Source organism: Streptococcus sanguinis SK355 (genome assembly GCF_000212855.1).
GTDB classification, from domain to species: Bacteria; Bacillota; Bacilli; order Lactobacillales; family Streptococcaceae; genus Streptococcus; species Streptococcus sanguinis_A.
The window spans coordinates 1,376,679-1,402,664 of sequence record NZ_GL890993.1; the positions used below are offsets into that span (position 1 = coordinate 1,376,679).

Below are 25,986 nucleotides of genomic sequence, written 5' to 3' on the forward strand. Positions count from 1 at the left end.
TTCCTCAATCTTTTTAAAATAAACTAGCATTATTGTACCACAAAAAGGGGTTGAAATGTAGGCAAATGTTTTGAAGACATCTTAAAAGCCCCTGATGGGGCTTGAAATTAGATAGCAAATAAATCGTTGAGGTTTTCAGACAACGTTGGGTGGGTGAAGATTTGCTTGCTCAAGTAGGTGTAAGGAATCTTATTATCCATGGCTACAGTCAGGATATTGATAATTTCCTGAGCCCCTGCTGAGAAAATTGTTGCTCCGACGATTTCCTTGGTTTCAGTGTTGACAACGGCCTTGAAGGCACCGCGTAAGTCAGCATTGACATGTCCACGAGGCATTGCTGCGACTGGAATCTCCTTAACTGCAATCGGTAAACCTTGCTCTTGGGCTTCCTTTTCAGTCAATCCGATTTGAGCCAAAGGTGGTGTGATGAACATGCTGGTAGGGACGTTTTTACGGTCTTCCAGTGTGTAGCTGCCATCGCCAGCCAGATAGCTATAAAGGATACGGAAGTCATCCAGTGAGATATAAGTAAACTGCAGACCGCCATTGACATCGCCCGCTGCAAATACACCAGGTACAGATGTTTCCAAGTGCTTATCGACCTTAATCGCTCCGCGCTCTGTCAGCTCAATGTCAGTATTTTCCAACTGCAGTGGCTCAACATTCGGCTTGCGGCCAGTAGCATAGAGCAGGGCATCAAAGCGGAATTCTCCATCCTCTGTCACAACCACAACTTCAGCACCATCATTTTTAATCTGCTTGGTTTGCACATTTTGCAGGAGCTGGATTCCGTCTTCTTCCATGTATTGCTTAGCTAGAGCGGCGATAGAAGGCTCTACTCGAGGGAGAAAGACAGGTGCAGCATCCAGCACAGTCACCTGACTGCCCAATTTATTGTAGAGTCCGGCAAATTCTAGGCCGATGTTACCGCCACCCAGAACTCCTAAACGTTTAGGAAGTTCCTTCAGATTTTGAATGCCGGTTGAGTCATAGACATGCTCGGTCTCAGTCAGTCCTGGAATTGGCAGGACATTGGAAACAGCACCGGTATTGATGACAATAATCTCAGCAGTCAGTTCCTTTTTCTCATCGCCAGCTGTGATTTCGATGACTTTATTGGAAAGGAAATGAGCTTCCGCATCGATGATGTCAACACCAGCGCCACTGATTGCTGCGTAGTTCTTCCCGTTGAGACGGCTGGTTACAGCGTTCTTTTCAGCCATGACTTGGTCGAAAGCCAGGCCTTTTTCAGCTGCGACAAGCAGGGTCTTGGTTGGGATGCAGGCGATATTAATACAGGTTCCTCCATACATAGCCTTGCTTCGCTCAATCAAAGCAACTTTTTTTCCTTGGGCCGCCATTTTGGCTGCCAATGTTTTACCGGCCTTCCCAAAGCCGATGACAATTAAATCATAGGTTAACATAATTTACCTCCATTTTTCAAAAAGATTGTATCACATCTAGTCAGAAATTGCTGATTTCTGCTACGCTTTTTTTCTTCAGTATTTTTATCCACACTTTTTATACAGATTGTCCATTTTTTGAGCAAGATTTTCGCAGTTCCAGTCAGTCTATGTTATACTCATTTTTGTTATTTATTTTAGGAGAGCAAAATGTCTATTATTACATTGATTTTGGCAAGCTTGGTTGCCTTGGAATTTTTCTACATCATGTATTTGGAAACGATGGCAACGACTTCAGCAGCGACAGCTCGGGTTTTCGGCATGTCGCAAGAGGAGTTGGAGCAGCAGTCGGTCAATACACTTTTCAAAAACCAAGGAGTTTATAACGGGCTGATAGCTGTTTTAGTGCTGATTGCGGCCTTTGTGCAGCCTAGTCCGGTTTGGCTGGGAATTTTTATGGTTTATATCATCTTGGTAGCAGCTTACGGTGCAGTGACCAGTGACCCGAAAATCCTTTTCAAGCAGGGAGGGCTGGCTATGCTGACCCTGCTTAGTTTATTTTTCTAAAATAGAGTGAGGAAAATTGATTTCCCACTCTTTTTTTATATAATGATTGACTTTTTTATTAGACAAGTGTAGAATAAAAATAGAAATAGCATTATTTAGAAAGCGCGTAGGAACGATGAAAAGATCTATTAAACGTTTGCCAGATGGGGAATTTACTATTTTAAAAGTAATTTGGCAGCTACCTACCCCAACGACCTCTGCCCGTATAATGGAAAAGCTAGGACCAGACAATCACTGGAAGCCCCAGACTTTGCTGACAGTCTTGGCTCGCTTGACTGAAAAGGGCTTTTTAGAAAGTGTCCGCAAGGGACGTGAAAGGCAGTATACAGCCTTGATCTCAGAAGATGAGTATCTGGAAGTTGAGGCTTCGGATTTCTTGAAGCGTCACAGCGGCCGTTCTATGGGTGGGTTTGTCAAAACACTCTTTTCTTCTAACTCCTTTTCGGAAAATGAATTGGATGAGCTGCGCAGTCTGCTCAACCAAAGAAAGTAGGATGGAGGGATAAGCATGAAACAATTCCTTCTTTCTTTTCTTCTGACCAGTTTGTCGACATCTATTTTGGTGCTTTTGCTTAGTCTGCTTTTTACGGCCTTTAAGACTAAGATTTCGGTCAGAGTGAAGTATTTTATTTGGTTTTTGATATTGCTGAGTTTTCTGTTTCCGTTCCGTCCTCAGTTCGGCTCAGGCCTGATCCGTCTGAATACAGGATCGGTAGTTCAGACAGCAGTGACTGTCACCCAGACAGGCGGTGGAGCTCAGGGTGCTTCTCCAGCGGTTGAAAAAGCTAGCCAGTCAAATCTCTGGGACTTTTTCCTAGGTCTGCCTTGGTTTGAGATTCTCTTTGCCATCTGGCTGATTGGCTTTGTCTTTAGTATAGGAAGATACGCTTATTCTTATATTCGCTTCAGAAAGATGCTGAAGCGCTGGGGCACGGAGTTTCAGGACGAAGAAGCGATGGCTCAGCTGCAGGCTGTTCAGCAGGAGATGGGAGTTAAGGGCCGGATTCGTCTGCTCCACTATCCTATGTCCCAAAGTCCTATGCTGCTAGGTTTTAGAGATATTTTAATCGTGCTGCCAGAGTTGGACTACACAGAAGAAGAGCTGCAGCTGATTTTCAAGCATGAGCTGACCCACTACAAACACCGAGATGTGTTAATCAATCTCTTAGGGATTTTTGCCAAGAGTCTGCACTGGTTTAATCCGGTTGTCCGCTTTGCTTGCCGTGAAACCCAGGAAGCAGGAGAAATGTACTGTGACTACGATGTTCTGAGCTGTAGAGATACAGAGTATCGGACGTTCTACGGTGAAACGATTTTGACCATGATAGACCGCAGTAAGAAGACCCCAATTGCCCTGACGACCTGTTTTTACTCTGACAAGTTTAATCTCAAGCGGCGGATTGTCGGTATTATGGATAACCGCCTGCCTATGAGATTTCTGTCTGCTGCCTTTGTAGTAGCAGTTCCTCTCCTTTTGCTCTTGACTAGCTCGGTCTTTGCTCTAGAAAGCCCAGCTGCTCAACAAAGCCGACCTGTTGCTGGTCAAAAACAGTCTCAAGGACTCAGTCAGCGTCAGGCTCTAGCATCCGTCTTAAAAGAGCTGTCGCTTTCTGAAAAAGATATTAAAGATTTACAAATTTCGCGTGAGAAAGACACCTATAAGATTCGCTTCTCTCACGGGCAAACGGCCCATGAAACCATTGTCAATGCTAAGGATGGAAAACTGGTCAAATCCAAGCAGCATACCATTGTCGAAAAGACAGTAACGGTTGAAAAAGAAGTTAGTCCATCGTCGTCAGCTGCATCAACTCCAGCTGACAACAGCGCTACTGCAGGCGCAGGGAATACGGGAGCAGCGGGCTCTACCGGAGCAAGTACTGGAGCTAGTACAGCAACAGTTCAAACTCCGTCTCAGAACAGTGCCTCTCATACGACAGACAGCGATGATCCGGACGATGATGATGACCATGATGACGATTAAATAGAGGATTCTGCCAGTTTAAGTTTCTTAAAAGCTTAGACTGGTAGAATTTTATTATCTTCTCAAAGGGGGATTTGGCAATCCTCCGAGAGCAGTTAGTCATCAGTTTATCTTTTATTTTAGGTCGATTTTGCTTACAGTTTGCACTTCGTTTCCTAATGCTAAAAAAACTGAAAGATTATTTATCTTTTTTCTTGACATTTAGAAACGACAAATGTAGAATATAATTATAAACTACATTTGTAGAATGTTTTTGAAAAATACTGCTTGGAAAGGAGAAGAAAGAAAGCTTATCCAGACGCTTGTAGGATGCAGAGCGGAAGCTCTATTTCTTTTAAAAGCACAAACTACATTTGTAGAATAAAAGGAGAATTCAAATGAAACAAAAGCAAATCCAAACAAACTTCCAACGAATCGAAACGAAGTATATTCTTGACCGAGCAATGTTAGCTCGTCTTGAAGCTGACATGAGACCTTACCTCACCGCAGATGATTATGCGACTTCAACCATTTCCAATGTGTATTTTGATAATGATGAGTTCCAGATGATTCAGGATTCCATTGCCAGAAAAGGTGGTCGCGAAAAAATGCGGATGCGCACTTATGCTGAGCAGCCGAATGATGATAGTCAAGTTTTCTTGGAAATCAAGAAGAAACGTAGTGAAGTAGGCTTCAAATACCGTTTGGTTTCGAATCCGCTCTCTGTGACCAACTATATTGTGAACAGTGTAGCAGACCATACTATTTCCGATGATCGGGTCAAGGCAGAAGTGGAGCAGTTGCAGGAGCGCTATATAGACTTGAAGCCAAAAATGGTGATTAGCTATGACCGCTACTCTATGAGAGGCTTGGAAGATAAAAAGGTACGTGTGACAGTTGATTCCAACATCCGCTACCGTGATTATGATGTAGACTTGGCTTTAGGCCGCTATGGACTGCCCTTGCTGGAAGACGACAAGGTGATTATGGAAATCAAGGTTCCTGGTCAATATCCTCAGTGGCTGGCTGATATTCTGAACAAATACGGTCTTGAAGACCAGTCCTTCTCAAAATACGGCAAAGCCTACCTGAAAACTAAAGAAAGGCTGACTCAAACAGTCAAGGCTTAAGGAGGTAGTCTATGCTCAATCAGTTATTTAACAGTATCTACTCCTCTACGGAAGTCAAGATAAATCCTTTAGCATTGATTTTTTCACTAGCAACTAGTGTGGTTTTAGGAATTATCTTGGCCAAGGTCTATAAGCGCCAAACCATTTATACTAAGGAATTTGTCGTCACTCTCTCCCTTTTGCCAGCCATTATTTCCATTATCATCTTCTTGGTTAATGGAAATTTGGGTACCAGTGTCGCCGTAGCAGGAACTTTCAGCTTGATTCGCTTCCGGTCGGCTGCAGGTGGCTCCAAGGAGCTTCTAGCCATCTTTATGGCGACAGCTATCGGGATTACAACAGGGATGGGCTTTGTAGCACTGGGAATTGTCTTTACTCTAGCTATTTCAGGCATCTGGATGCTCTTTGAAAAGATGAGCTTCACTTCAGTCAGTCAGACCAGACGTTATGTTCAGGTTCAGGTTCCAGCTGATTTTGACTACGAAGTACTCTTTGATGCTATCTTTGAAACGGCTTGTAAATCAGCCGAACTGACCTCTCTCAAGTCGGCTGAAAAGAAGTCTATCAAGCTGGACTATGTTGTTGACTTGAATCCGGATATAAGCGACCGAGAACTCATTCAGCAGTTCCTGTTCTACGATAAGGTTCAGGATATTTCCCTTTCCAAAGCCGCTAAGAAGCGTAAAACTCTCTAAGCAAAAGAAGACCAGCTGCAGCATAGCAGTTGGTTTTCTTGTTTGTATAATAGAAAGGAGCTACATCATACTTACAGAAAATACTTGACACTCTTTTCTATATGTGGTATGATTATATAGATTTTGGACTTGAAGGGAGTGAAAAAAATGTCAAAAACAGTAGTACGCAAGAATGAATCACTTGATGATGCACTTCGTCGTTTCAAACGTGCGGTTACTAAAGCTGGTACTCTTCAAGAAACACGCAAACGTGAATTCTATGAAAAACCTTCTGTAAAACGCAAACGCAAATCAGAAGCAGCTCGTAAACGTAAAAAATTCTAATTGAACAAAAAAGCAGACTCCGGTCTGTTTTTTGTTTTCACCCTTTGGAGAAGGTCGCACTTACTTCCAGCGCGATTAGCATGGCAAGAAAAAAACACTGATTTTCATCAGTGAATTCTCTTTATTTTTTCTCAGCCAACAAAGCTTTGATTTCTTGCAGGACTTCCAATTCAGTTGGTCCAGCAGCTTCTTCAGCAGCTTCCTCCTTCTTCTTAGCAAGGCTTTGAGCTTTTTCAGCAGACTTGACGATGAAGAAGAGAACAGTACCGATTACCAAGAAGTTAATCACGGCGCTCAAGAAGTTACCATAAGCAATCCCGTTCCATTTCAATTGAGAAATTTGCTCCAAGTTTGCAGCTTTCAAAATTGGATTGAGGAAGAGAGGAGTGATTACGTCAGTAATCAAAGAAGTGACGATTGCTCCAAAGGCGTTGGCGATGATCACACCGACTGCCAAATCAATCACATTCCCACGCAGCAAGAATTCTTTAAGATCCTTTAACATTCTTTCTTTCCTTTCAAGAATTTATTAATGAGATTATATTATAGCTTATTTATATGACATCTACAAGATATTTGCTTGTCAAATATTTTACATTTGCTTCATTTTAGTATAAAATATAGAATGATATTCTATGATAAATTGGAGGTATTGTCTCTTGATTGATAAAGAACTCATTTCTGAAATTAAAAACAGCGTCAATATCGTCGATGTCATAGGAGAAACAGTGGCCTTGACAAAGGCTGGGCGGAATTTTCTGGGACTCTGTCCCTTTCATGGTGAAAAGACGCCCTCTTTTAACGTTGTAGAGGATAAGCAGTTTTATCACTGTTTTGGCTGCGGCAAGTCGGGCGATGTCTTCAAATTCATTGAGGATTATCGAGGCGTTTCCTTTATGGATGCTGTGCAGATTGTAGCAGAACGGGCAGGGATTCCCTTGGCTGTGGAGACAGTGGGCAATGACCGACCGAGACAAAGTCATCCGCATCAGGCTCTCTACGATATTCATACCGAGGCAGCCAAGTTTTATCATGCGGTCCTGATGACGACCAAGATGGGAGAGGAAGCGCGGGCTTATCTCTACCAGCGGGGGCTGACAGATGATGTTCTCAAGCATTTTCAAATTGGGCTGGCTCCCAATGAGGGGAATTATCTTCATAAGAGTATGGCTGGCAAGTTTGATGAGAATACCATCATGAACTCAGGCCTCTTTAATCTGGCGGAGAATAATCTGGTCTATGATGCCTTTCAGAACCGAATTATGTTCCCCCTGACCAATGACAGCGGGCAGGTTGTGGCCTTTTCCGGACGGATTTGGCAGGCAGTGGCTACTGATGGCCATCAGGCCAAGTACAAAAACAGTCGCAGCACCGCTATTTTTAATAAAAGCTACGAGCTTTATCATCTGGATAAGGCCAAGCCGGTTATCAAGAAGAGCCATGAGGTCTATCTGATGGAAGGTTTCATGGATGTGATTGCGGCTTATCGAGCCGGGATTGAAAATGCGGTTGCCTCGATGGGAACAGCTCTGACCCCTGAGCATGTCCAGCACCTGAGCAAGTATTGCAAGAAGATTATCCTGTCTTACGATGGAGATAGGGCAGGGCAGGCAGCAACTGCCAAGGCTTTGGATGAGCTGAGAGATATGACGGTGGAAATTGTTCGGATTCCGGATAATTTGGATCCGGATGAATTTCTCGCTAAAAATTCTGAGGAAGATTTGCAGCATTTGCTGAGCAAAACGCGAATAAGTAATGTGGAGTTTCTGCTGCGTCATCTGAAGCCGGACAATATTGAAAATCTGCAGGCTCAGATTGAGTTTGTAGAGAAGATGGCACCGATTATTGCGAAGACCAAGTCCATCACAGCGCAGAACTCCTATATTTACATGCTGGCTGAGTTGCTGCCGGACTTTGACTATCAGCAGGTGGAGCAGACGGTAAATAACAGCCGCCTGGCTGAGCGCTCTAGTCGCAGTCAAGAGGCGTCCACTCAGCAGTCTCAACCAGTTGTCATGCAGTTTTCGCCCTCAAATCGGCTGAGTCGTCTCATGAAGGCGGAAAATCATATCTTCCACCGCATGATGCATCATCCTTTGATTTTGAACCAATACCGGCTGAGAGAAGACTTTTTCTTTGACTCTGAGGAGTTACAGGCCTTGTATGAGATTTTGCTGGCAAATGGCGAGGTGACACCGCAGGATTTGTCCCAGCTGCCGGATCATGTCCAGCAGGCTTGGTACCGCGTTTTAGAAGAAGACTTGCCTGATGAGGTTTTGGAAGATGAGTTGAAAGAAGTGGAAGAAACCAGAGAGCGGGAGATTTTGCGCAAGCATAATCAGTTCATTAGTAAGAAGATTCGAGAAGCCTCTCACAGCGGAGATACGGACACAGCCCTGTCCGAGCTGGAGCGCTTGATTGAGCAAAAAAGAAGAATGGAGTAGGAATGGCTACAAAACAAAAAGAAGTAACAACATTAGATGTTCAAATTGCAGAATTTATCCGCAACCACAAGCAGACTGGAGTTGCGACAGATGATGAAATCAATGATCAGTTGGTCATTCCTTTCACTTTGGACGCTGATGGGATTGAGGATTTGCTGCAGCGCATCCAGGATGCTGGTATCTCAATTACAGATAAAGAAGGAAATCCCAGCGCGCGTGTCTTAAATAATGAAGAGGAAGAAGCAGAACTGACGGATGAAGAGCTCTTGGGCAGCAATTCAGCCAAGGTCAATGACCCAGTCCGCATGTATCTGAAAGAAATCGGGGTTGTGCCCCTTCTCAGCAATGAAGAAGAGCAGGAGCTGGCTATCTTGGTAGAACAGGGAGACTTGGAAGCCAAGCAGCGTCTGGCTGAGGCCAATCTTCGTCTAGTTGTTTCCATTGCCAAGCGCTATGTCGGCCGTGGTATGCAGTTCCTTGACTTGATTCAAGAAGGAAACATGGGGCTGATGAAGGCCGTTGATAAGTTTGACTACACCAAAGGATTTAAGTTTTCAACTTATGCGACTTGGTGGATTCGTCAGGCCATTACCCGTGCGATTGCTGACCAAGCTCGGACTATTCGGATTCCGGTCCACATGGTGGAAACCATTAACAAGCTAGTCCGTGAGCAACGCAATCTCTTGCAGGAATTAGGTCAAGACCCAACACCAGAGCAAATCGCTGAGCGTATGGATATGACACCTGACAAGGTTCGTGAGATTCTCAAGATTGCTCAGGAGCCGGTTTCTCTGGAGACCCCTATCGGTGAGGAAGATGACAGTCATCTGGGAGACTTTATCGAAGATGAAGTGATTGAAAATCCAGTCGACTATACAACTCGTGTCGTTCTTCGTGAGCAGCTGGATGAGGTCTTGGATACGCTGACAGACCGCGAGGAAAATGTCTTACGTCTGCGCTTTGGTCTGGACGATGGAAAAATGCGGACACTGGAAGATGTCGGCAAGGTCTTCAATGTCACTCGCGAGCGGATTCGCCAGATTGAAGCCAAGGCCCTGCGTAAACTCCGCCATCCAAGCCGCAGCAAACCACTCAGAGACTTTATTGAAGATTAAGAAATGAAAAGCAGCAAGGGGCAGAGCAGGAAAGCGTTAAGTCGGCAATCCTAGCTGAAAACAAAAGCTCCCTCAAGCTAACTTGAAGTTTCTGCTATATCTATAAGGAGGATATTGCATGTCAGAACAAAAATACAGCCCTGAAGAAGTTGAAAAAATCAAAACTCGTATCTTAGAGAGCTTGGAGCAGGTTATTGACCCAGAGCTGGGGATTGATATTGTCAATCTAGGCTTGATTTATGAAATCCGTTTTGATGAGACCAATGGAGAAACGGAAATCGATATGACCCTGACAACCATGGGATGCCCTCTGGCGGATCTTCTGACTGACCAGATCTATGATGCCATGTCAGATGTTCCAGAGGTTACCAAGACTGATGTTAAGTTGGTTTGGTACCCAGCTTGGACGGTGGAAAAGATGAGCCGTTATGCTCGGATTGCTTTGGGGATTCGCTAAGAACTGATAGTAAGTGCTGGCCTGCTGCGTGCAGGCTTTTGCTTTTTTTAGCAGATTCTGTTATAATGTTGCTATTGTCTTGGGGTCGTTACGGATTCGACAGGCATTATGAGGCACATTTTGCGACTCATCTAGCGGATGTAAAACGCCAGTTAAATATAACTGCAAAAAATAACAATTCTTACGCTGTAGCTGCCTAAAAACCAGCCAGCGTGACCCGATTCGGATTGCTTGTGTCTGATGATAGGTCTTATTATGAGCAAGCTACGGCAAAATCTGGTCTAGGGATTTTGCAAGAGATTGATAGACTCGCTTGACTTGGGCCTGAGCTGTGTGTCAAAGTCAAGTTAAATCAATACATAGCCTATGGTTGTAGACAAATGTGTTAGCAGGTGTTTGGACGTGGGTTCGACTCCCACCGGCTCCATTATTTTAAGCATTCCTAAAGCGTTGAGAAATCAGCGTTTTTTGCTTTTGCTATGTTCAGGGAATCTTGATTTCTGTTTGAAAAAGTAATACAATGATGTTAGTGATGACAAAGAAAATATTGGTATTTCTAGTTGGTTAATTCATAAATATTAAGGGAAGTTTGATATGAGTTTTTTTAAGAATCTGTTTGGTAAGAAACAAGAGGAAGAGAAAGTAGAAAAGGTAGAAGAAGCAGTGCTTGATGTGCCTTCTGAAGATCCTTTTCCGAGTGAGTGGGGATCTTTCTCAACCTATATAGATGACAAGTTGGCTAGTATCCGTCTGAATCTAGCTCTTGCTGATGAGGCACCCTATCCTCTCTATGCCTATGCTATGAGGCTCAAGATATCGCTCCTCCAGTACGATGGGGAGACGGGTTTTCCATCTAGTGATGAGTTTAAGGAGCTGAATGTAATTGAGGATCGGCTTTCTGAGGCTTTGGGCCAGGTCGGTGGCATTCATGTTGGTGTGATTACGACAGATGGAAATATTGAGTTTTACTACTATCTGCAAGACAAGAAAGGCCATCTAGAGCCGATTGCAAACGTGATGCGCGACTTTCCAGACCGCCGCTATGACTCAGCTACCTTGGAAGATGAGGAGTGGGATCAGTACTTTGACTTTCTCTATCCTAATGAATACGAGTATCAGACCATTCTTAACCAGCGGGTCTGGTACCAGCTGGAGCAGGACGGAGATGACCATAGTCAGGAGCGCGAGATTGACCATTGGGCCTATTTCGCTTCGGAGGAAGATCGAGATGGTTTCCTAAAGGAAGTAGAAGAGCTGGGCTATAGTCTCGTATCTGCTGAAAAGATAGAAGATGCAGACAAACCTTATCAGCTGCACGTGATTCGGATGGATACGACAGAAATCTTTGATTTGAACCAGAATGTTTGGACTTTGGTCGAATTTGTGAAAAAATTTAACGGAAACTATGGCGGTTGGGGCTGTAATGTGGTATAATGGTTAAAGTTTTGAGAAAGCTGGACTTTCTCTTTTGTGGAAGATTACTCAAGAGGCTTAAGAGGCTGTGTTGGAAACGCAGTAGGCGTGTAAAAGCGTGCGTGGGTTCGAATCCCATGTCTTCCGTCATAAGATGCAAGAAACGCTATTTGGCGTTTTTTCTATTGCAAAAGTTTATGGAAGAAAGGCGATTCTTTTTAAATATGAATATCTTTGGAAATACTTGAAAACAATTTCAGCAAAAAAAATAAGTATTTTATTGTTCATTTTATTTAATAGTGTGGTAAAATGAGAGTAATAGAGTTTTAAAAGGATATAAATTAAAGGGAGAATTATGTTTTTTAAACGTCAAAAAGGTAAGTACCACGAAGTAGAGCGTGTGACTCGTTTTAAGCTGATTAAATCGGGCAAGCATTGGCTGCGTGCTGCGACATCACAGTTCGGCCTTTTTAGATCAATGAGAGGGGGAGGCCTTTCATCGATCGAGCTCAAGGTAACGGAAGAACAAGTTACCGATAAGAAGAGCGGCATAGACTTTTTGAGGGGCATTGTCGCCACGGGGGCTGTGCTGGGCGGAGCTATTGTAACAAATACAATCGTCCATGCGGAAGAAGATCAGGCTCTGGAAAAAGTCATTGACACGACAGACGTTTTAGCGACACGTGGTGAAACAGTTTTAGGAGAAGAAAGCAGTGCTGCTGAGGCAGCGACCGCAACGGCAAGCTCACATACTGAGTCAGAGTCTGTATCAGATACCTCCTCAGCCAGTGCCAGTGCTTCTGCTAGTGCGTCTATCTCTGCCAGCATCTCAGCTTCAGAGTCAATGTCACAGTCTAGCTCTGCTTCTATCAGTGCCAGCACATCTCAGTCAGTCTCAGATTCCTTAAGTGTATCTGAGTCTCTTTCAGTGTCTTCAAGTACATCTGATTCAGTGAGTGCAAGCACTAGCGCGTCTGCTAGTGCATCAGAGTCAGTCTCAGCTAGTCAGACATCTACCACCTCTACATCAGAGAGTGCAAGATCCGAAAGCAGCCAGCAGTCTACAGAAGCTTCTAGCCAAACTAGACGTAGAAGAACGCGTCGGGATGTAACGGACTCAGGTCCTAATGTCGAATATCGTGATATTAAAGGCGATATGATTCAAGGTGTTACTACAAGTTTTGATGATGTTAATCGACTTTTGACTTGGACGATAACTCTGACACCAAGACAGGTAAAGACTAACTTTGGTGCACTTGTATCTATCAGTGGCAACCAGGAAACTCGTACAGTAACGATTAATGGTAAAAATGCTGCAAATGGTGGAGTTTACAATTCAGGCGGTGCTTGGAATCTATATACAGGTGAATCTGTCAGCGATAATATTCTAAGAATTACTACGCGCGTAAATGATGCTGGTGGTGAAGTCAAGCTAGGCCTCCGCTTAGTAACTAGCGATAAGAAAATTACCAATAAAAATCTACCGCTTGAGTTTGAACAAGTTGCTGCTACGACAAATGGAAGTTGGGATAAGGCAGGATTTAATACAACTGTTGCGGAAAAGGATACGGAAGCTCCCCAAGTGAAATCTGGGGATTATGTAGTATATCGTGGTGAATCCTTTGAATTTAATGTAGAAACTACCGACAATAGTGGTCAAGTTAATAGAGTTGTCATCCGAAATGTTGAAGGCGGTCCTCAGAGTACTTATCTTTCTCCTAATTGGGTACAATATTCTACAGAGAATTTAGGACAACCGGGTAATGCTACAGCACAGAACCCACTTCGAACTAGAATGTTTGGTTTGGTTCCTACAGATACAGTTATTGGTTATTATACTCGTTATATAGTTGCGTGGGACCCTTCAGGAAATGCCACTCCAATGGTAGATAATGCTAATCGGAATGGACTCGAAAGATTTATCCTTACTGTTAAAAGTCAAAATGAAAAATATGACCCTGCAGATCCATCTATAACTTATGTAAATAACGTTTCTAGATTATCTACAACTGAGAGAAATGCTGTAGCTGCCGCGGTAAGAGCAGCAAATCCTGAGATACCAGCTGCAGCTACGATTACTGTTTCTGCTGATGGAACGGTTACCATTACTTATCCAGATAGATCTACAGATACTATTTCTGCGGATAGAGTAGTAAAGGATTTTGCATCAAGTCGTTCAGCTTTAACGTCTGCGTCAACATCCGCCTCCACGAGTGCTTCTACGTCTGCTAGTACTTCTGCATCCCTAAGTGCGTCGACCTCTGCGAGCCAGTCTATTGTAGATAGTAAATCGGCTTCTGTAAGTGCATCAACATCCGCAAGTACGTCTGCCTCGACCAGTGCATCAGTTTCTGCCAGCACGTCGGCTTCAACGAGCGCGTCAGTATCTGCAAGTACATCAGCATCGACGAGTGCGTCAGTGTCCGCAAGTACGTCGGCTTCAACGAGCGCGTCTGTATCTGCAAGTACGTCGGCATCAACCAGTGCATCAGTATCCGCAAGTACCTCAGCATCGACCAGCGCGTCCGTAAGCGCAAGTACGTCCGCATCGACGAGTGCATCTGTGAGTGCAAGTACGTCCGCATCAACGAGTGCCTCAGTATCTGCAAGTGCGTCTGCTTCAACGAGTGCATCAGTAAGTGCCAGCACATCCGCATCAACGAGTGCATCTGTGTCAGCAAGCACGTCCGCTTCAACGAGTGCATCTGTGTCAGCAAGCACGTCTGCTTCAACGAGTGCCTCAGTATCTGCAAGCACGTCCGCATCGACAAGTGCGTCAGTAAGTGCAAGTACCTCGGCCTCAACGAGTGCGTCAGTATCTGCAAGTACCTCAGCCTCAACGAGTGCGTCAGTATCTGCAAGTACCTCGGCCTCCACGAGTGCGTCTGTAAGCGCAAGTATGTCAGCTTCAACAAGTGCTTCTGTCTCAGCAAGCACGTCCGCATCAACGAGTGCGTCAGTATCTGCAAGTACGTCGGCTTCAACGAGTGCATCAGTAAGTGCAAGCACGTCCGCCTCAACCAGCGCGTCAGTAAGCGCAAGTACATCCGCATCAACGAGCGCGTCCGTAAGCGCAAGTACGTCCGCATCAACGAGCGCGTCAGTAAGCGCAAGTACATCAGCGTCAACGAGTGCGTCCGTAAGTGCAAGCACGTCCGCGTCTACTAGTGCGTCAGTAAGTGCCAGCACGTCTGCATCGACGAGTGCATCAGTAAGTGCAAGCACGTCCGCATCGACGAGTGCGTCTGTCTCAGCAAGCACGTCTGCTTCAACGAGTGCATCAGTAAGTGCAAGCACGTCCGCATCGACAAGTGCGTCAGTATCTGCCAGCACGTCAGCCTCAACAAGTACATCTGTATCAGCAAGTACGTCCGCCTCAACAAGCGCATCAGTTTCCGCAAGCACTTCAGCGTCTACGAGTGCGTCTGTAAGCGCAAGTACTTCAGCATCGACAAGTGCGTCAGTTTCCGCAAGCACTTCAGCGTCTACGAGTGCGTCAGTGAGCGCAAGTACTTCAGCATCGACAAGTGCCTCTGTATCTGCAAGTACTTCAGCGTCTACGAGTGCGTCAGTAAGTGCAAGTACATCAGCGTCTACGAGTGCGTCTGTAAGCGCAAGTATATCTGCATCGACGAGTGCATCTGTGTCTGCAAGTACGTCCGCATCGACTAGTGCGTCAGTATCAGCAAGTACATCCGCCTCAACGAGTGCGTCAGTAAGTGCCAGCACGTCTGCATCTACGAGTGCATCCATGAGTGCAAGTACGTCAGCCTCCACGAGTGCGTCAGTAAGTGCAAGCACATCGGCTTCCACGAGCGCGTCCGTAAGCGCAAGCACGTCCGCGTCGACTAGTGCGTCAGTAAGTGCAAGTACCTCGGCTTCAACGAGTGCATCAGTAAGTGCAAGCACGTCCGCATCGACTAGCGCATCCGTATCTGCAAGTACCTCGGCCTCCACGAGTGCGTCAGTAAGTGCAAGTACGTCAGCCTCCACGAGTGCCTCTGTATCCGCAAGTACGTCAGCGTCGACCAGTGCGTCAGTGTCTGCAAGTACATCCGCGTCCACGAGTGCGTCAGTGTCTGCAAGTACATCAGCATCGACCAGCGCGTCCGTAAGCGCAAGTACATCCGCGTCGACTAGCGCATCAGTATCTGCAAGTACGTCCGCTTCAACGAGCGCGTCTGTGTCAGCAAGCACGTCCGCATCAACGAGTGCGTCAGTAAGTGCAAGCACGTCAGCATCGACGAGTGCGTCAGTAAGTGCCAGCACATCTGCTTCAACGAGTGCCTCTGTATCTGCGAGCGAATCAGCCTCAACAAGCGCATCAGTGTCTGCAAGTACATCCGCGTCCACGAGTGCATCCGTAAGTGCAAGTACGTCTGCGTCGACCAGTGCATCCGTAAGTGCAAGTACCTCAGCCTCAACAAGCGCGTCAGTAAGTGCAAGTACCTCGGCTTCAACGAGTGCATCAGTTTCAGCAAGTACGTCAGCGTCGACGAGTGCATCAGTTTCAGCAAGCACGTCCGCCTCGACAAGTGCGTCAGTGAGCGCAAGTACCTCAGCCTCCACGAGTGCGTCAGTGTCAGCAAGCACGTCCGCCTCCACGAGCGCGTCTACAAGTGCAAGTACATCAGCGTCGACCAGTGCATCTGTGAGTGCAAGTACATCAGCTTCAACGAGTGCATCAGTAAGCGCAAGTACATCATCTTCAACGAGTGCATCAGTAAGCGCAAGTACGTCAGCGTCGACTAGCGCGTCCGTATCAGCAAGTACGTCCGCCTCAACAAGTGCATCTGTATCAGCAAGTACGTCCGCCTCAACGAGTGCGTCAGTAAGTGCAAGTACGTCAGCGTCTACTAGTGCGTCAGTAAGTGCAAGTACGTCAGCGTCGACTAGCGCGTCCGTATCAGCAAGTACGTCCGCCTCAACAAGTGCATCTGTATCAGCAAGTACGTCCGCCTCAACAAGCGCATCAGTTTCCGCAAGCACTTCAGCGTCTACGAGTGCGTCTGTAAGCGCAAGTACTTCAGCATCGACAAGTGCGTCAGTTTCCGCAAGCACTTCAGCGTCTACGAGTGCGTCAGTGAGCGCAAGTACTTCAGCATCGACAAGTGCCTCTGTGTCTGCAAGTACGTCCGCATCGACGAGTGCGTCAGTATCTGCAAGTACCTCCGCGTCCACCAGCGCGTCAGTGAGTGCAAGTGAATCAGCCTCAACGAGTGCATCCGTGAGTGCAAGTGAATCAGCCTCAACGAGTGCCTCAGTAAGCGCAAGTACGTCGGCCTCAACGAGTGCATCAGTATCCGCAAGCACATCTGCGTCGACGAGCGCGTCAGTAAGTGCAAGTACGTCGGCGTCCACGAGTGCGTCAGTAAGTGCAAGTACGTCGGCGTCGACAAGTGCGTCAGTAAGTGCAAGTACGTCAGCCTCAACGAGTGCGTCAGTTTCTGCAAGCACGTCCGCGTCGACAAGTGCGTCAGTCAGCGCTAGCACGTCCGCATCGACTAGTGCTTCAGTGAGTGCAAGTACATCTGCATCGATGAGTGCATCGGTAAGTGCAAGCACCTCAGCTTCAACGAGCGCGTCCGTATCCGCAAGTACGTCCGCGTCAACTAGTGCATCTGTATCTACAAGTACGTCAGCATCGACTAGCGCGTCTACAAGTGCAAGTACATCGGCATCCACAAGTGCGTCAGTATCCGCAAGCACCTCGGCTTCAACGAGTGCGTCTGTATCCGCAAGTACATCGGCTTCCACGAGTGCGTCAGTATCAGCAAGCACGTCCGCGTCTACAAGTGCAAGTACATCGGCATCCACAAGTGCGTCAGTATCTGCAAGTACGTCCGCTTCAACGAGTGCATCCGTATCAGCAAGTACCTCAGCTTCCACGAGTGCATCAGTTTCTGCCAGCACCTCAGCATCGACGAGTGCGTCCGTGAGCGCAAGTACCTCGGCGTCTACGAGTGCGTCGGTAAGTGCAAGTACGTCTGCATCGACGAGTGCATCCGTATCAGCAAGTACCTCAGCTTCAACGAGTGCATCAGTTTCTGCCAGCACCTCAGCATCGACGAGTGCATCTACAAGTGCAAGTACGTCGGCTTCCACGAGTGCATCAGTATCAGCAAGCACCTCAGCGTCCACAAGCGCCTCTGTATCAGCAAGTACGTCGGCTTCCACGAGTGCATCAGTATCAGCAAGTACGTCGGCCTCCACGAGCGCCTCTGTATCAGCAAGTACGTCGGCTTCCACGAGTGCGTCCGTAAGCGCAAGTACATCGGCATCGACGAGCGCATCAGTAAGTGCAAGTGAGTCCGCATCGACCAGTGTGTCAGTAAGTGCAAGTATGTCCGCTTCAACGAGTGCGTCAGTATCCGCAAGTACGTCAGCCTCAATGAGTGCGTCAGTATCTGCAAGTACCTCCGCATCCACGAGTGCGTCAGTATCTGCCAGCACGTCAGCGTCGACAAGTGCGTCAGTATCTGCAAGTACCTCCGCCTCAACGAGTGCATCAGTAAGTGCAAGTACTTCAGCGTCCACAAGTGCATCAGTAAGTGCAAGTACCTCAGCGTCCACAAGCGCGTCTGTATCTGCCAGCATGTCTGCGTCAACCAGCGCGTCCGTATCCGCAAGCACCTCGGCTTCAACCAGCGCGTCCGTAAGTGCAAGTGAATCAGCTTCCACGAGCGCGTCCGTAAGTGCAAGTACTTCAGCTTCAACTAGCGCGTCAGTAAGTGCAAGTACGTCCGCTTCCACGAGTGCATCAGTAAGTGCAAGTACGTCAGCTTCAACGAGCGCATCTGTAAGTGCCAGCACGTCCGCGTCGACAAGTGCGTCAGTATCTGCAAGTACCTCAGCGTCAACAAGTGCGTCAGTATCCGCAAGTACGTCAGCATCGACGAGTGCGTCTGTAAGTGCAAGTACGTCAGCCTCAACGAGTGCATCTGTATCTGCAAGTACGTCAGCATCGACGAGTGCGTCTGTAAGTGCAAGCACCTCAGCGTCGACCGGTGCGTCCGTAAGTGCCAGCGAATCTGCGTCCACAAGCGCATCTGTAAGTGCCAGCACGTCCGCGTCGACTAGCGCGTCAGTAAGTGCAAGTGAGTCCGCATCGACAAGTGCGTCAGTATCAGCAAGCACGTCGGCTTCAACGAGTGCATCAGTAAGTGCAAGTACGTCCGCTTCAACGAGTGCGTCCGTAAGTGCAAGCACATCCGCTTCAACGAGTGCGTCGGTAAGTGCCAGCACGTCAGCCTCCACGAGTGCATCTGTGTCTGCAAGTACTTCAGCATCGACGAGTGCGTCCGTTTCTGCAAGTACCTCAGCCTCCACGAGCGCGTCTGTATCTGCCAGCACGTCGGCATCAACAAGTGCGTCCGTAAGTGCAAGTACGTCAGCTTCAACTAGCGCGTCAGTAAGTGCAAGTACGTCCGCTTCCACGAGTGCATCAGTAAGTGCAAGTGAATCAGCTTCCACGAGCGCATCTGTAAGTGCCAGCACGTCCGCCTCCACGAGCGCGTCCGTAAGTGCAAGTACGTCCGCATCGACGAGTGCGTCAGTAAGTGCAAGTACATCTGCATCGACCAGTGCATCAGTGTCAGCAAGTACATCTGCCTCAACGAGCGCATCTGCGAAAGCGAGTGAATCAGCCTCCACGAGCGCATCTGTATCTGCAAGTGCGTCTGCGTCAACTAGCGCGTCCGTATCTGCAAGTACGTCCGCTTCAACGAGCGCGTCAGTAAGTGCAAGTACCTCAGCGTCGACGAGTGCGTCCGTATCAGCAAGTGAATCGGCCTCCACGAGCGCATCTGTTTCTGCAAGCACATCTGCGTTGACGAGCGCGTCAGTAAGTGCAAGTACGTCGGCGTCTACAAGTGCCTCAGTTTCAGCAAGTGAGTCAGCTTCAATTAGCTCATCTGCGAAAGCGAGTGAATCAGCTTCCACGAGCGCGTCTGTGTCTGCAAGTACCTCAGCCTCGACGAGTGCGTCAGTAAGTGCAAGTACGTCCTCCTCAACCAGTGCATCTGTATCAGCAAGTGAATCAGCGTCAACCAGCGAGTCAGTAAGCGCAAGTACATCTGCCTCCACGAGTGCATCCGTAAGTGCAAGTGAGTCTGCATCAATCAGCGAATCGACTTCAGTTCAGGCTTCTGCCTTAGCGTTGGCAAGTAGATCTGCTTCAGTAAGTGCTTCAGAATCCGCAAGTACTTCGGCTAGTCTGTCTGGTTCAGAAAGTGCTTCGATTAGTGATTCTCAGTCAATCAGCGAGTCGACTTCACTGAGCACTAGCACATCAGCCTTGCATAGTCAGCTGGATCTGGTTCATGAGAAGGAATTCTACTCACTAAGCCTTTCTACCAGCGAGTCACTGTCAGCAGCAGTCAGCCTTAGTGAGCTTGCTCGTGTCAGTCAGTCTGTATCGGAAAGCCTGTCTACGAGCCTGTCAGCTAGTCAGAGCATATCTGAAAGCCTGTCAGCTTCCGCAAGACAGTCTGAGTTGGATATGATTTCTAGAGGTCGTTTGCCTCAGACAGGGGAAACGGAGAGCAAGGCTTCCATCCTAGCTTTAGGCTTAGGAGCATTGGGCTTGGCCTTCAAGAGACGTAAAAAGAAAAGCGACTCTGAGGAGTAGCAGTAAATAGAGCCGCTCAGTTTATCTTTTAGTCCGTCAAAAGTTCACTCAGTTAGAGAGTTGTGGAAGTGATGGGCAGAGTAAGTTGTAAAGGAAATAACTTGATAATTTCTAGTGCTTGCTTACTAAAATACTAGACTAGGAACTAGTAAAAAGAAACCGAGAGGTAATAGAAACAGGAAGTTTTGACAACTTCCTGTTTTTTTGACAATTTTACAGAAAAAAGTCTTCTATATTCTGCAGGAAAGTCCCTGAGAATATAGATTTTTTGGACAATATTTTATATAATAGCAAGTATAGAATTGATGTTTAAGAGTTTATGAAATGAAAGAGTAAGGGTGAAAATGAAAACGATAGTTTTGGTTGGGGATCAGGCCTATCAGGAGCAAGTCTCTACAACGATTAAGTCGATTTTATATTACAATAAAAATGTAAAAATCTATGTTTTCAATCAGGGATTGAGTGACGAGTGGTTCCGTGATTTTAATGAGCTGGCTGAGCAACTGGACAGTGAATTAGTTAATATCAGCTTGGACCAAGTGACGATCAGTCCAGAATGGCTGACTCAGGACCATATCAGCTCAGCTACCTATGCTCGCTATTTCATTCCGCAGTTTGTAGCAGAGGAACGTGTCCTTTATCTGGACAGTGATCTGGTGGTCAATAGTGATTTGCAGCCTTTATTTGATATTCCTCTGGAAAGCAAGCTGGTAGCTGCGGTTGGAGATGCTGGAGGTTACGGCTTTAATGCTGGCGTTTTGCTGATTGATAATCAAGCATGGAAAGAAAGGCAGCTGCAGGAGGCCTTTATCAAGGAAACGGACCGCATCATGGGCTTGGTCCAATCTGGACAGATGGAGGATTTCAACGGCGATCAGACGGTTTTAAATCATGTGTTAGCTCAGGACTGGCTTGCCTTGGATAAGATTTACAATCTGCAGGTCGGTCATGATTTAGTGGCCTTTTATAGTGGCTGGAATGGCCATTTTGAGCTGGATCAAGAACCTCTGATTATCCACTATACGACCTTCCGCAAGCCTTGGAACTCAGAAGTTAGCTATCGGTACCGCAAGCTATGGTGGGACTTTCAGGCCTTGAGTCTAGAGGAGATTTTAGCCCATCATCGGGGAGAGTTTGAGATGCCGGACCGTTGGGAGAAGGCAGCTCTGAACTGCATGCTCCTGACAGATGTACAGGAGTTAGAGCAGATAGAGTTTTTAGCCCAGTCCTTGCCTAAGGTTGATTTTCACATCGCCTGTTACACAGAGATGGGAGCTTATCTGCAATCTTTGAACCAGTATGAGAACATCCACCTTTACCCGCAGGTTATCCATGCAGTGCTGGATGAGCTCATTGATAAGTGCCAGGTCTATTTGGATATTCACCATGGAAGCGAGCACTATCAGCTGAGCCGTCGTTTCAAGGAACTTGACAAGCCAGTTCTGGCTTTTGACAATACTAAGACAAATGAAAACGAAGAGCTGGTCTATCCGCATGAAAATCCACAGGAGATGGTGGAGAAGCTGCGCAGTCTGATGAAAACAAAGAAGCCGCAAGCCTTTCGGGCTGTGGTGCTGGCGGCTAATGCTGCCTATAGTGAGCAGGTCTTAACCACCATTAAGTCCATCGTCTGCCACAATCGCTTTATCAAGTTTTATGTCATCAACAGTGACTTTCCGACAGAGTGGTTTGTCAGCATGCAAAAAAGACTGGCCAAGCTGGACTGCCAGATTGTCAATGCTCGGGTGTCTGCTTCGCTAGTGTCAAATTTTAAAACGGATATTAGTTATACTGTTTTCCTACGCTATTTTGTAGCGGATTTTGTTGAGGAAGACAAGGCTTTGTATTTGGATTGCGATATCGTTGTCACGCGGGATTTAAGCTCCCTATTTGAAACAGAACTTGGAGATGCACCACTTGCTGCGGTCAAGGATCTGGGTGGGCAAGTGTATTTTCATCAGCATATCTTTAATGCCGGTTTCTTATTAATCAATAATGCCCTTTGGAAGCAAGAAAATATTCGCCAACGTTTGATTGAATTGACCAATGAATGGCATGACAAGGTACCGTCTGGTGACCAAAGCATTCTCAATATGCTCTTTGAAAATCGCTGGATGGAGCTGCCTTTTGCTTATAACTGCATTACGCTGCACACGACCTTTTCGGACTATGAACCTGAAAAAGGTCTCTATCCGCCTGTGATTCACTATCTGACCGAGCGAAAGCCTTGGAAAGAGTATACTCAGTCCATCTATCGTGAGGTCTGGTGGTTCTATCAGGGACTGGATTGGTCGGATATGCAGGAGCCAGTCGGAGCCCTGACTCAAAAGATGGTGGAAGGTGAAGAGGGCTCAAGTCTGTCCTGCCTAGTCTATACCTACTCTTGTGACCTGATGCATATCAACTATCTGATTCAAGCCCTGCCTGCCTGTCATTTTTACATCGCGGCACCGGTAGTGGTAGCAGAGCCAATCACGCGTCTGCTCCAGTATCCTAATGTCAGCGTCAGCTCAGATATTGCGGGCATTCCGGCTCTCTTGGAGTCGCTGGAAGCCAAGTCTCAGCTGCTGCTGGATATCAATGCAGGTGATGAGGTCGGTGATATCATTGCTCGCTTTAAGTCTGCTGGCAAGGCAGTCTTTGCCTTTGACAGCACAGCCCATGGCCAGCAGGGGCAGGAAGTCTTTCCAGCTGATAACCCTGAAGTCATGGTGCAGGCTATTGAGAAGCTAAGATTGGCCGAGCCTGAAGAGCGGCAGATTTCTGTACTCTCTATCGACCAATCACTGGATTATCTCTTGGAGAAAGGTGCTTCAGTGGTTCGCTTTGGAGATGGGGAGATGGATTTAGTTGCTGGCCGTAGTATCGTTTATCAAGACTTTGATCCAGAACTATCAGTACGCTTGAGAGAAATCATGTCTATGGAAAGCAATGAGCGTTTGATGGTCTGTCTGTCCGATGTATTTACAGGGCTAGAGCGCTATTCCATTGACGCCCAGAATTTTTGGAAAGTTCACTTGTATTATCACTTGTCAGATTACCAAGAGATTTGCCGAGCACCTTGGTACGGATCGACTTTTATTTCCCGGCCTTATATCGACTTGGAAGATAAGACACCGTCTGCGGGTTATTTTGCAAAGCTCAAGCAGCTTTGGCAGGACAAGGACCTCTTGATAGTAGAGGGCTTGACTTCCCGCTCTGGTGTGGGCAACGACCTCTTTGACGGGGCTAGGTCCATCAAGCGGATTATCTGTCCTTCTCGCAATGCCTACAGCAAGCTGGAGGCGATTAAGCAGGCTGTTCGAGAACATGCGGATAATCGTCTGATTTTGACTATGCTGGGTCCAACGGCTAAGGTCTTGGTCTATGATCTGGTCCAGGAAGGTTATCGGGCGCTGGATATTGGGCATATTGACTCGGAGTATGAGTGGTTCCAGATGGGGGCGACCCACAAGGTCAAGCTGTCGCACAAGCATACGGCTGAGCACAACTTTGATCAGGATATTGAGTTTAGAGATGACCAAGCTTATGACAGTCAGATTGTTGCCAATCTGGCTCAGGAATGAAGATTAGAAAAAGAATATGAAAGTTAATATTACCAATCTATACGGTATGTCTGGCCAGAGTACGGCCTTGATTGCCCAGAATGATGTGACCAAGCTAGCCAAGCAGCTGGGTTTTAATGAACTGAGTTTTTATTTTTACGATATTTACAGCGACAGCCAGTCTGAGCTGAGTCGGCGTCTGGACGGCATCATGGCAAGTGTAGGCTATGGCGATGTGGTTATCTATCAGTCGCCGACTTGGAATGGCCGGGAGTTTGACCAGGCCTTTATCAGCAAGCTGAAGATTTTGCAGGCCAAGCTGATTACCTTTATCCATGATGTGCCGCCACTGATGTTCCCGTCAAACTACTATCTGATGCCGGAGTATATCGATATGTATAATCAATCCGATGTGGTCATCGTGCCTTCTGAGCAGATGCGAGACAAGCTTCTGGCAGAGGGGCTGACTGTGGGCAAGATTTTGGTCCAGCGCATGTGGGATCATCCCTATGATTTGCCCCTGCACCAGCCTCAGTTTGAGCGCAAGCTCTATTTTGCAGGAAGTGTGGAGCGTTTTCCACATCTGATCAATTGGTCTTATGCTACGCCTCTGGAGATTTTTTCACCTGAGGAGGAGACAAGTCCAGAGGCCAATGTCAGCTATCGCGGCTGGGTCAGCCGGCCAGAGTTGCTCTTGGAGCTTTCCAAGGGCGGTCTGGGGCTGGTCTGGGGTGTTGAGGAAAATCCAGCAGACGAGCCGGAATACTACGGTCTCAATATCTCTCATAAGTCTGCCACCTATCTGGCAGCTGGGATTCCGGTCATCGTCCCTTCTTACCTGTCCAATGCAGAGCTGATTCGCGAGCACGGTCTGGGCTTTGTCGTAGACAGTCTGGAAGAGGCCAGTCGGATCGTAGAAAGCCTGACTGCCGAGGAGTATCAGGCTATGGTCGAGCGGGTTAGAAAGTTCTCTTTCTTGCTCAAGGAAGGTTATTTTAGCAAGAAAGTCTTAGTAGATGCGGTGATGGAAGTCTTATCTTAGAGCCTTTTCAGCCATCGTCATGAGGAGTCAGTGTGAAGTCATTTTTTAAACCGGTCATTATCAAAAAGTTTCTGTGGACCTTATTTTTCTTATTTATCTATGTCTTGGGAACCAAGCTGACCCTGCCTTTCATCGATATGAGTAAGGCAGCTGCCATGGACGGGACCTCTACTACCTTGAACTATGCGACAGCTCTGATGGGTGGGAATCTGCGCAGTATGTCGCTCTTTTCTGTCGGCCTGTCTCCTTGGATGTCCTCTATGCTGATCTGGCAGATGTTTGCTGTGTCCAAGCGCCTAGGCTTGAGTAAGCTCCCTCTGGAAGTGCAGGAAAGGCGGCGGATGCTGCTGACTTTGGTCATTGCCTTGATACAGTCTGTGGCACTGGTCCTAAACTTGCCACTGCAAGAAGCAGGTGGGGTGGATATGACTACGATTATGGTCTTAGATACCTTGGTCTTGATGGCTGGGACTTACTTTCTCATCTGGCTGACGGATTTGAATGCTGCCATGGGACTTGGAGGCTCCATCATGATTGTCATGGCCAGCATGATTGCCTACATTCCGCAGGATATTTGGAACTCTATTCAGGAGCTGAAGATTTCTTCACTTTGGCTGGCCTTGATGCTGGTTTTCAGCCTAGTCTTTCTCTATCTGGCTGTTACAGTTGAGCGATCCAAGTACCGAATTCCAGTCAATAAGATCAATATCCATAACCGTTTCAAGAAATACTCTTATCTGGATATTCGTCTGAATCCTGCTGGTGGAATGCCGATTATGTACGCTATGACCTTGGTCAGCATTCCCCAGTATTTCCTTTTGATTATCCACTTTCTTCAGCCGAACAATCAGCTGATTGAGCAGTGGATAGAAGCGCTGTCTATGGGAAGTCCAGCTTGGTTTATCCTCTATCTGTTGACTATTTTCATCCTGGCGCTGGCCTTCGCCTTTATCAATATCAGTGGCGACCAGATTGCCGAGCGGATGCAAAAGAGTGGAGAGTATATTGAAAATGTTTATCCGGGAGGAGCAACCCGCCGCTATATAAATGGTTTAGTGACCTATTTTGCACTAGTGGGGGCTTTCTATCTTATCCTGATTTCTGGCCTACCCATGATAGTGGTGCTTCTGGACATTCGCTATCTGCGGCTCAGTATGATTCCGGGGATTTTTATGATTTTTATCGGGATGGTCTTTTCTATTAAGGACGAGGTGGATGCCTTGACGCTTAATGACCGTTATCGTTCATTGTTGTAGGAGAAA

General features: G+C 46.9%; 16 protein-coding genes, 1 tRNA gene and 1 other RNA gene. 16 read left to right on the top strand and 2 right to left on the bottom strand.

Annotated features, from left to right (window positions below; genetic code table 11):
* Positions 1 to 107: 107 nt before the first annotated feature.
* Positions 108 to 1,424: an FAD-containing oxidoreductase gene (locus tag HMPREF9389_RS04555; RefSeq protein WP_002929934.1), complete on the bottom strand. Its 1,317-nt coding sequence runs from the start codon at positions 1,422 to 1,424 to the stop codon at positions 108 to 110.
* A gap of 189 nt (positions 1,425 to 1,613) precedes the next feature.
* Between HMPREF9389_RS04555 and HMPREF9389_RS04550 the strand changes: the two genes are divergently transcribed.
* From HMPREF9389_RS04550 to rpsU, 6 genes are all read left to right on the top strand, one after another.
* Positions 1,614 to 1,970: a DUF1304 domain-containing protein gene (locus HMPREF9389_RS04550; protein WP_002929935.1), complete on the top strand. Its 357-nt coding sequence runs from the start codon at positions 1,614 to 1,616 to the stop codon at positions 1,968 to 1,970.
* Positions 1,971 to 2,085: 115 nt separating this feature from the next.
* On the top strand, positions 2,086 to 2,463 hold the full coding sequence (locus tag HMPREF9389_RS04545) for a BlaI/MecI/CopY family transcriptional regulator (protein ID WP_002929936.1): 378 nt from the start codon (positions 2,086 to 2,088) through the stop codon (positions 2,461 to 2,463).
* A gap of 15 nt (positions 2,464 to 2,478) precedes the next feature.
* A complete protein-coding gene (locus HMPREF9389_RS04540; protein WP_002929937.1) occupies positions 2,479 to 3,951 on the top strand; it encodes a M56 family metallopeptidase in 1,473 nt (490 codons plus the stop codon).
* Between the two features lie 377 nt (positions 3,952 to 4,328).
* Positions 4,329 to 5,060, top strand: a complete 732-nt coding sequence (locus tag HMPREF9389_RS04535; RefSeq protein ID WP_002929938.1) for a polyphosphate polymerase domain-containing protein — start codon at positions 4,329 to 4,331, stop codon at positions 5,058 to 5,060.
* An 11-nt stretch (positions 5,061 to 5,071) separates the two neighbouring features.
* Positions 5,072 to 5,755: a DUF4956 domain-containing protein gene (locus tag HMPREF9389_RS04530; protein WP_002929939.1), complete on the top strand. Its 684-nt coding sequence runs from the start codon at positions 5,072 to 5,074 to the stop codon at positions 5,753 to 5,755.
* A gap of 147 nt (positions 5,756 to 5,902) precedes the next feature.
* Complete coding sequence (gene rpsU / locus HMPREF9389_RS04525; RefSeq protein ID WP_000048054.1) at positions 5,903 to 6,079, top strand: 30S ribosomal protein S21; 177 nt, start codon at positions 5,903 to 5,905, stop codon at positions 6,077 to 6,079.
* Positions 6,080 to 6,200: 121 nt separating this feature from the next.
* Here rpsU and mscL read toward each other — a convergent pair whose 3' ends face one another.
* The gene (mscL, locus tag HMPREF9389_RS04520; protein WP_002910137.1) at positions 6,201 to 6,584 is read right to left on the bottom strand and encodes a large conductance mechanosensitive channel protein MscL; all 384 of its coding nucleotides are present in this window, start codon (positions 6,582 to 6,584) and stop codon (positions 6,201 to 6,203) included.
* 154 nt (positions 6,585 to 6,738) lie between these two features.
* Between mscL and dnaG the strand changes: the two genes are divergently transcribed.
* The 10 genes from dnaG (at position 6,739) to secY2 (ending at position 25,980) form a co-directional block, all read left to right on the top strand.
* Positions 6,739 to 8,523, top strand: a complete 1,785-nt coding sequence (gene dnaG, locus HMPREF9389_RS04515; protein WP_328261979.1) for a DNA primase — start codon at positions 6,739 to 6,741, stop codon at positions 8,521 to 8,523.
* A 2-nt stretch (positions 8,524 to 8,525) separates the two neighbouring features.
* Entirely contained in the window at positions 8,526 to 9,638 is a 1,113-nt protein-coding gene (gene rpoD, locus HMPREF9389_RS04510) for an RNA polymerase sigma factor RpoD (RefSeq protein ID WP_002897871.1), read from the top strand.
* A gap of 118 nt (positions 9,639 to 9,756) precedes the next feature.
* Positions 9,757 to 10,095 carry a metal-sulfur cluster assembly factor gene (locus HMPREF9389_RS04505; protein ID WP_002897870.1) on the top strand — a complete coding sequence of 113 codons (339 nt, stop codon included), beginning with the start codon at positions 9,757 to 9,759 and terminating at the stop codon, positions 10,093 to 10,095.
* Between the two features lie 81 nt (positions 10,096 to 10,176).
* Positions 10,177 to 10,525: a transfer-messenger RNA gene (ssrA, locus tag HMPREF9389_RS11755) on the top strand.
* 164 nt (positions 10,526 to 10,689) lie between these two features.
* Positions 10,690 to 11,529: a DUF695 domain-containing protein gene (locus HMPREF9389_RS04500; RefSeq protein ID WP_002929941.1), complete on the top strand. Its 840-nt coding sequence runs from the start codon at positions 10,690 to 10,692 to the stop codon at positions 11,527 to 11,529.
* Between the two features lie 38 nt (positions 11,530 to 11,567).
* Positions 11,568 to 11,655: transfer RNA gene (locus tag HMPREF9389_RS04495), tRNA-Ser, on the top strand.
* Positions 11,656 to 11,863: 208 nt separating this feature from the next.
* Complete coding sequence (locus HMPREF9389_RS11765) at positions 11,864 to 20,137, top strand: accessory Sec-dependent serine-rich glycoprotein adhesin (protein WP_080560819.1); 8,274 nt, start codon at positions 11,864 to 11,866, stop codon at positions 20,135 to 20,137.
* Positions 20,138 to 20,481: 344 nt separating this feature from the next.
* A complete protein-coding gene (locus HMPREF9389_RS04485) occupies positions 20,482 to 23,703 on the top strand; it encodes an SP_1767 family glycosyltransferase (RefSeq protein WP_002929948.1) in 3,222 nt (1,073 codons plus the stop codon).
* A 16-nt stretch (positions 23,704 to 23,719) separates the two neighbouring features.
* Positions 23,720 to 24,724: a sugar transferase gene (locus HMPREF9389_RS04480; protein ID WP_002929950.1), complete on the top strand. Its 1,005-nt coding sequence runs from the start codon at positions 23,720 to 23,722 to the stop codon at positions 24,722 to 24,724.
* 32 nt (positions 24,725 to 24,756) lie between these two features.
* A complete protein-coding gene (gene secY2, locus HMPREF9389_RS04475) occupies positions 24,757 to 25,980 on the top strand; it encodes an accessory Sec system protein translocase subunit SecY2 (protein ID WP_002929953.1) in 1,224 nt (407 codons plus the stop codon).
* Positions 25,981 to 25,986 lie beyond the last annotated feature (6 nt).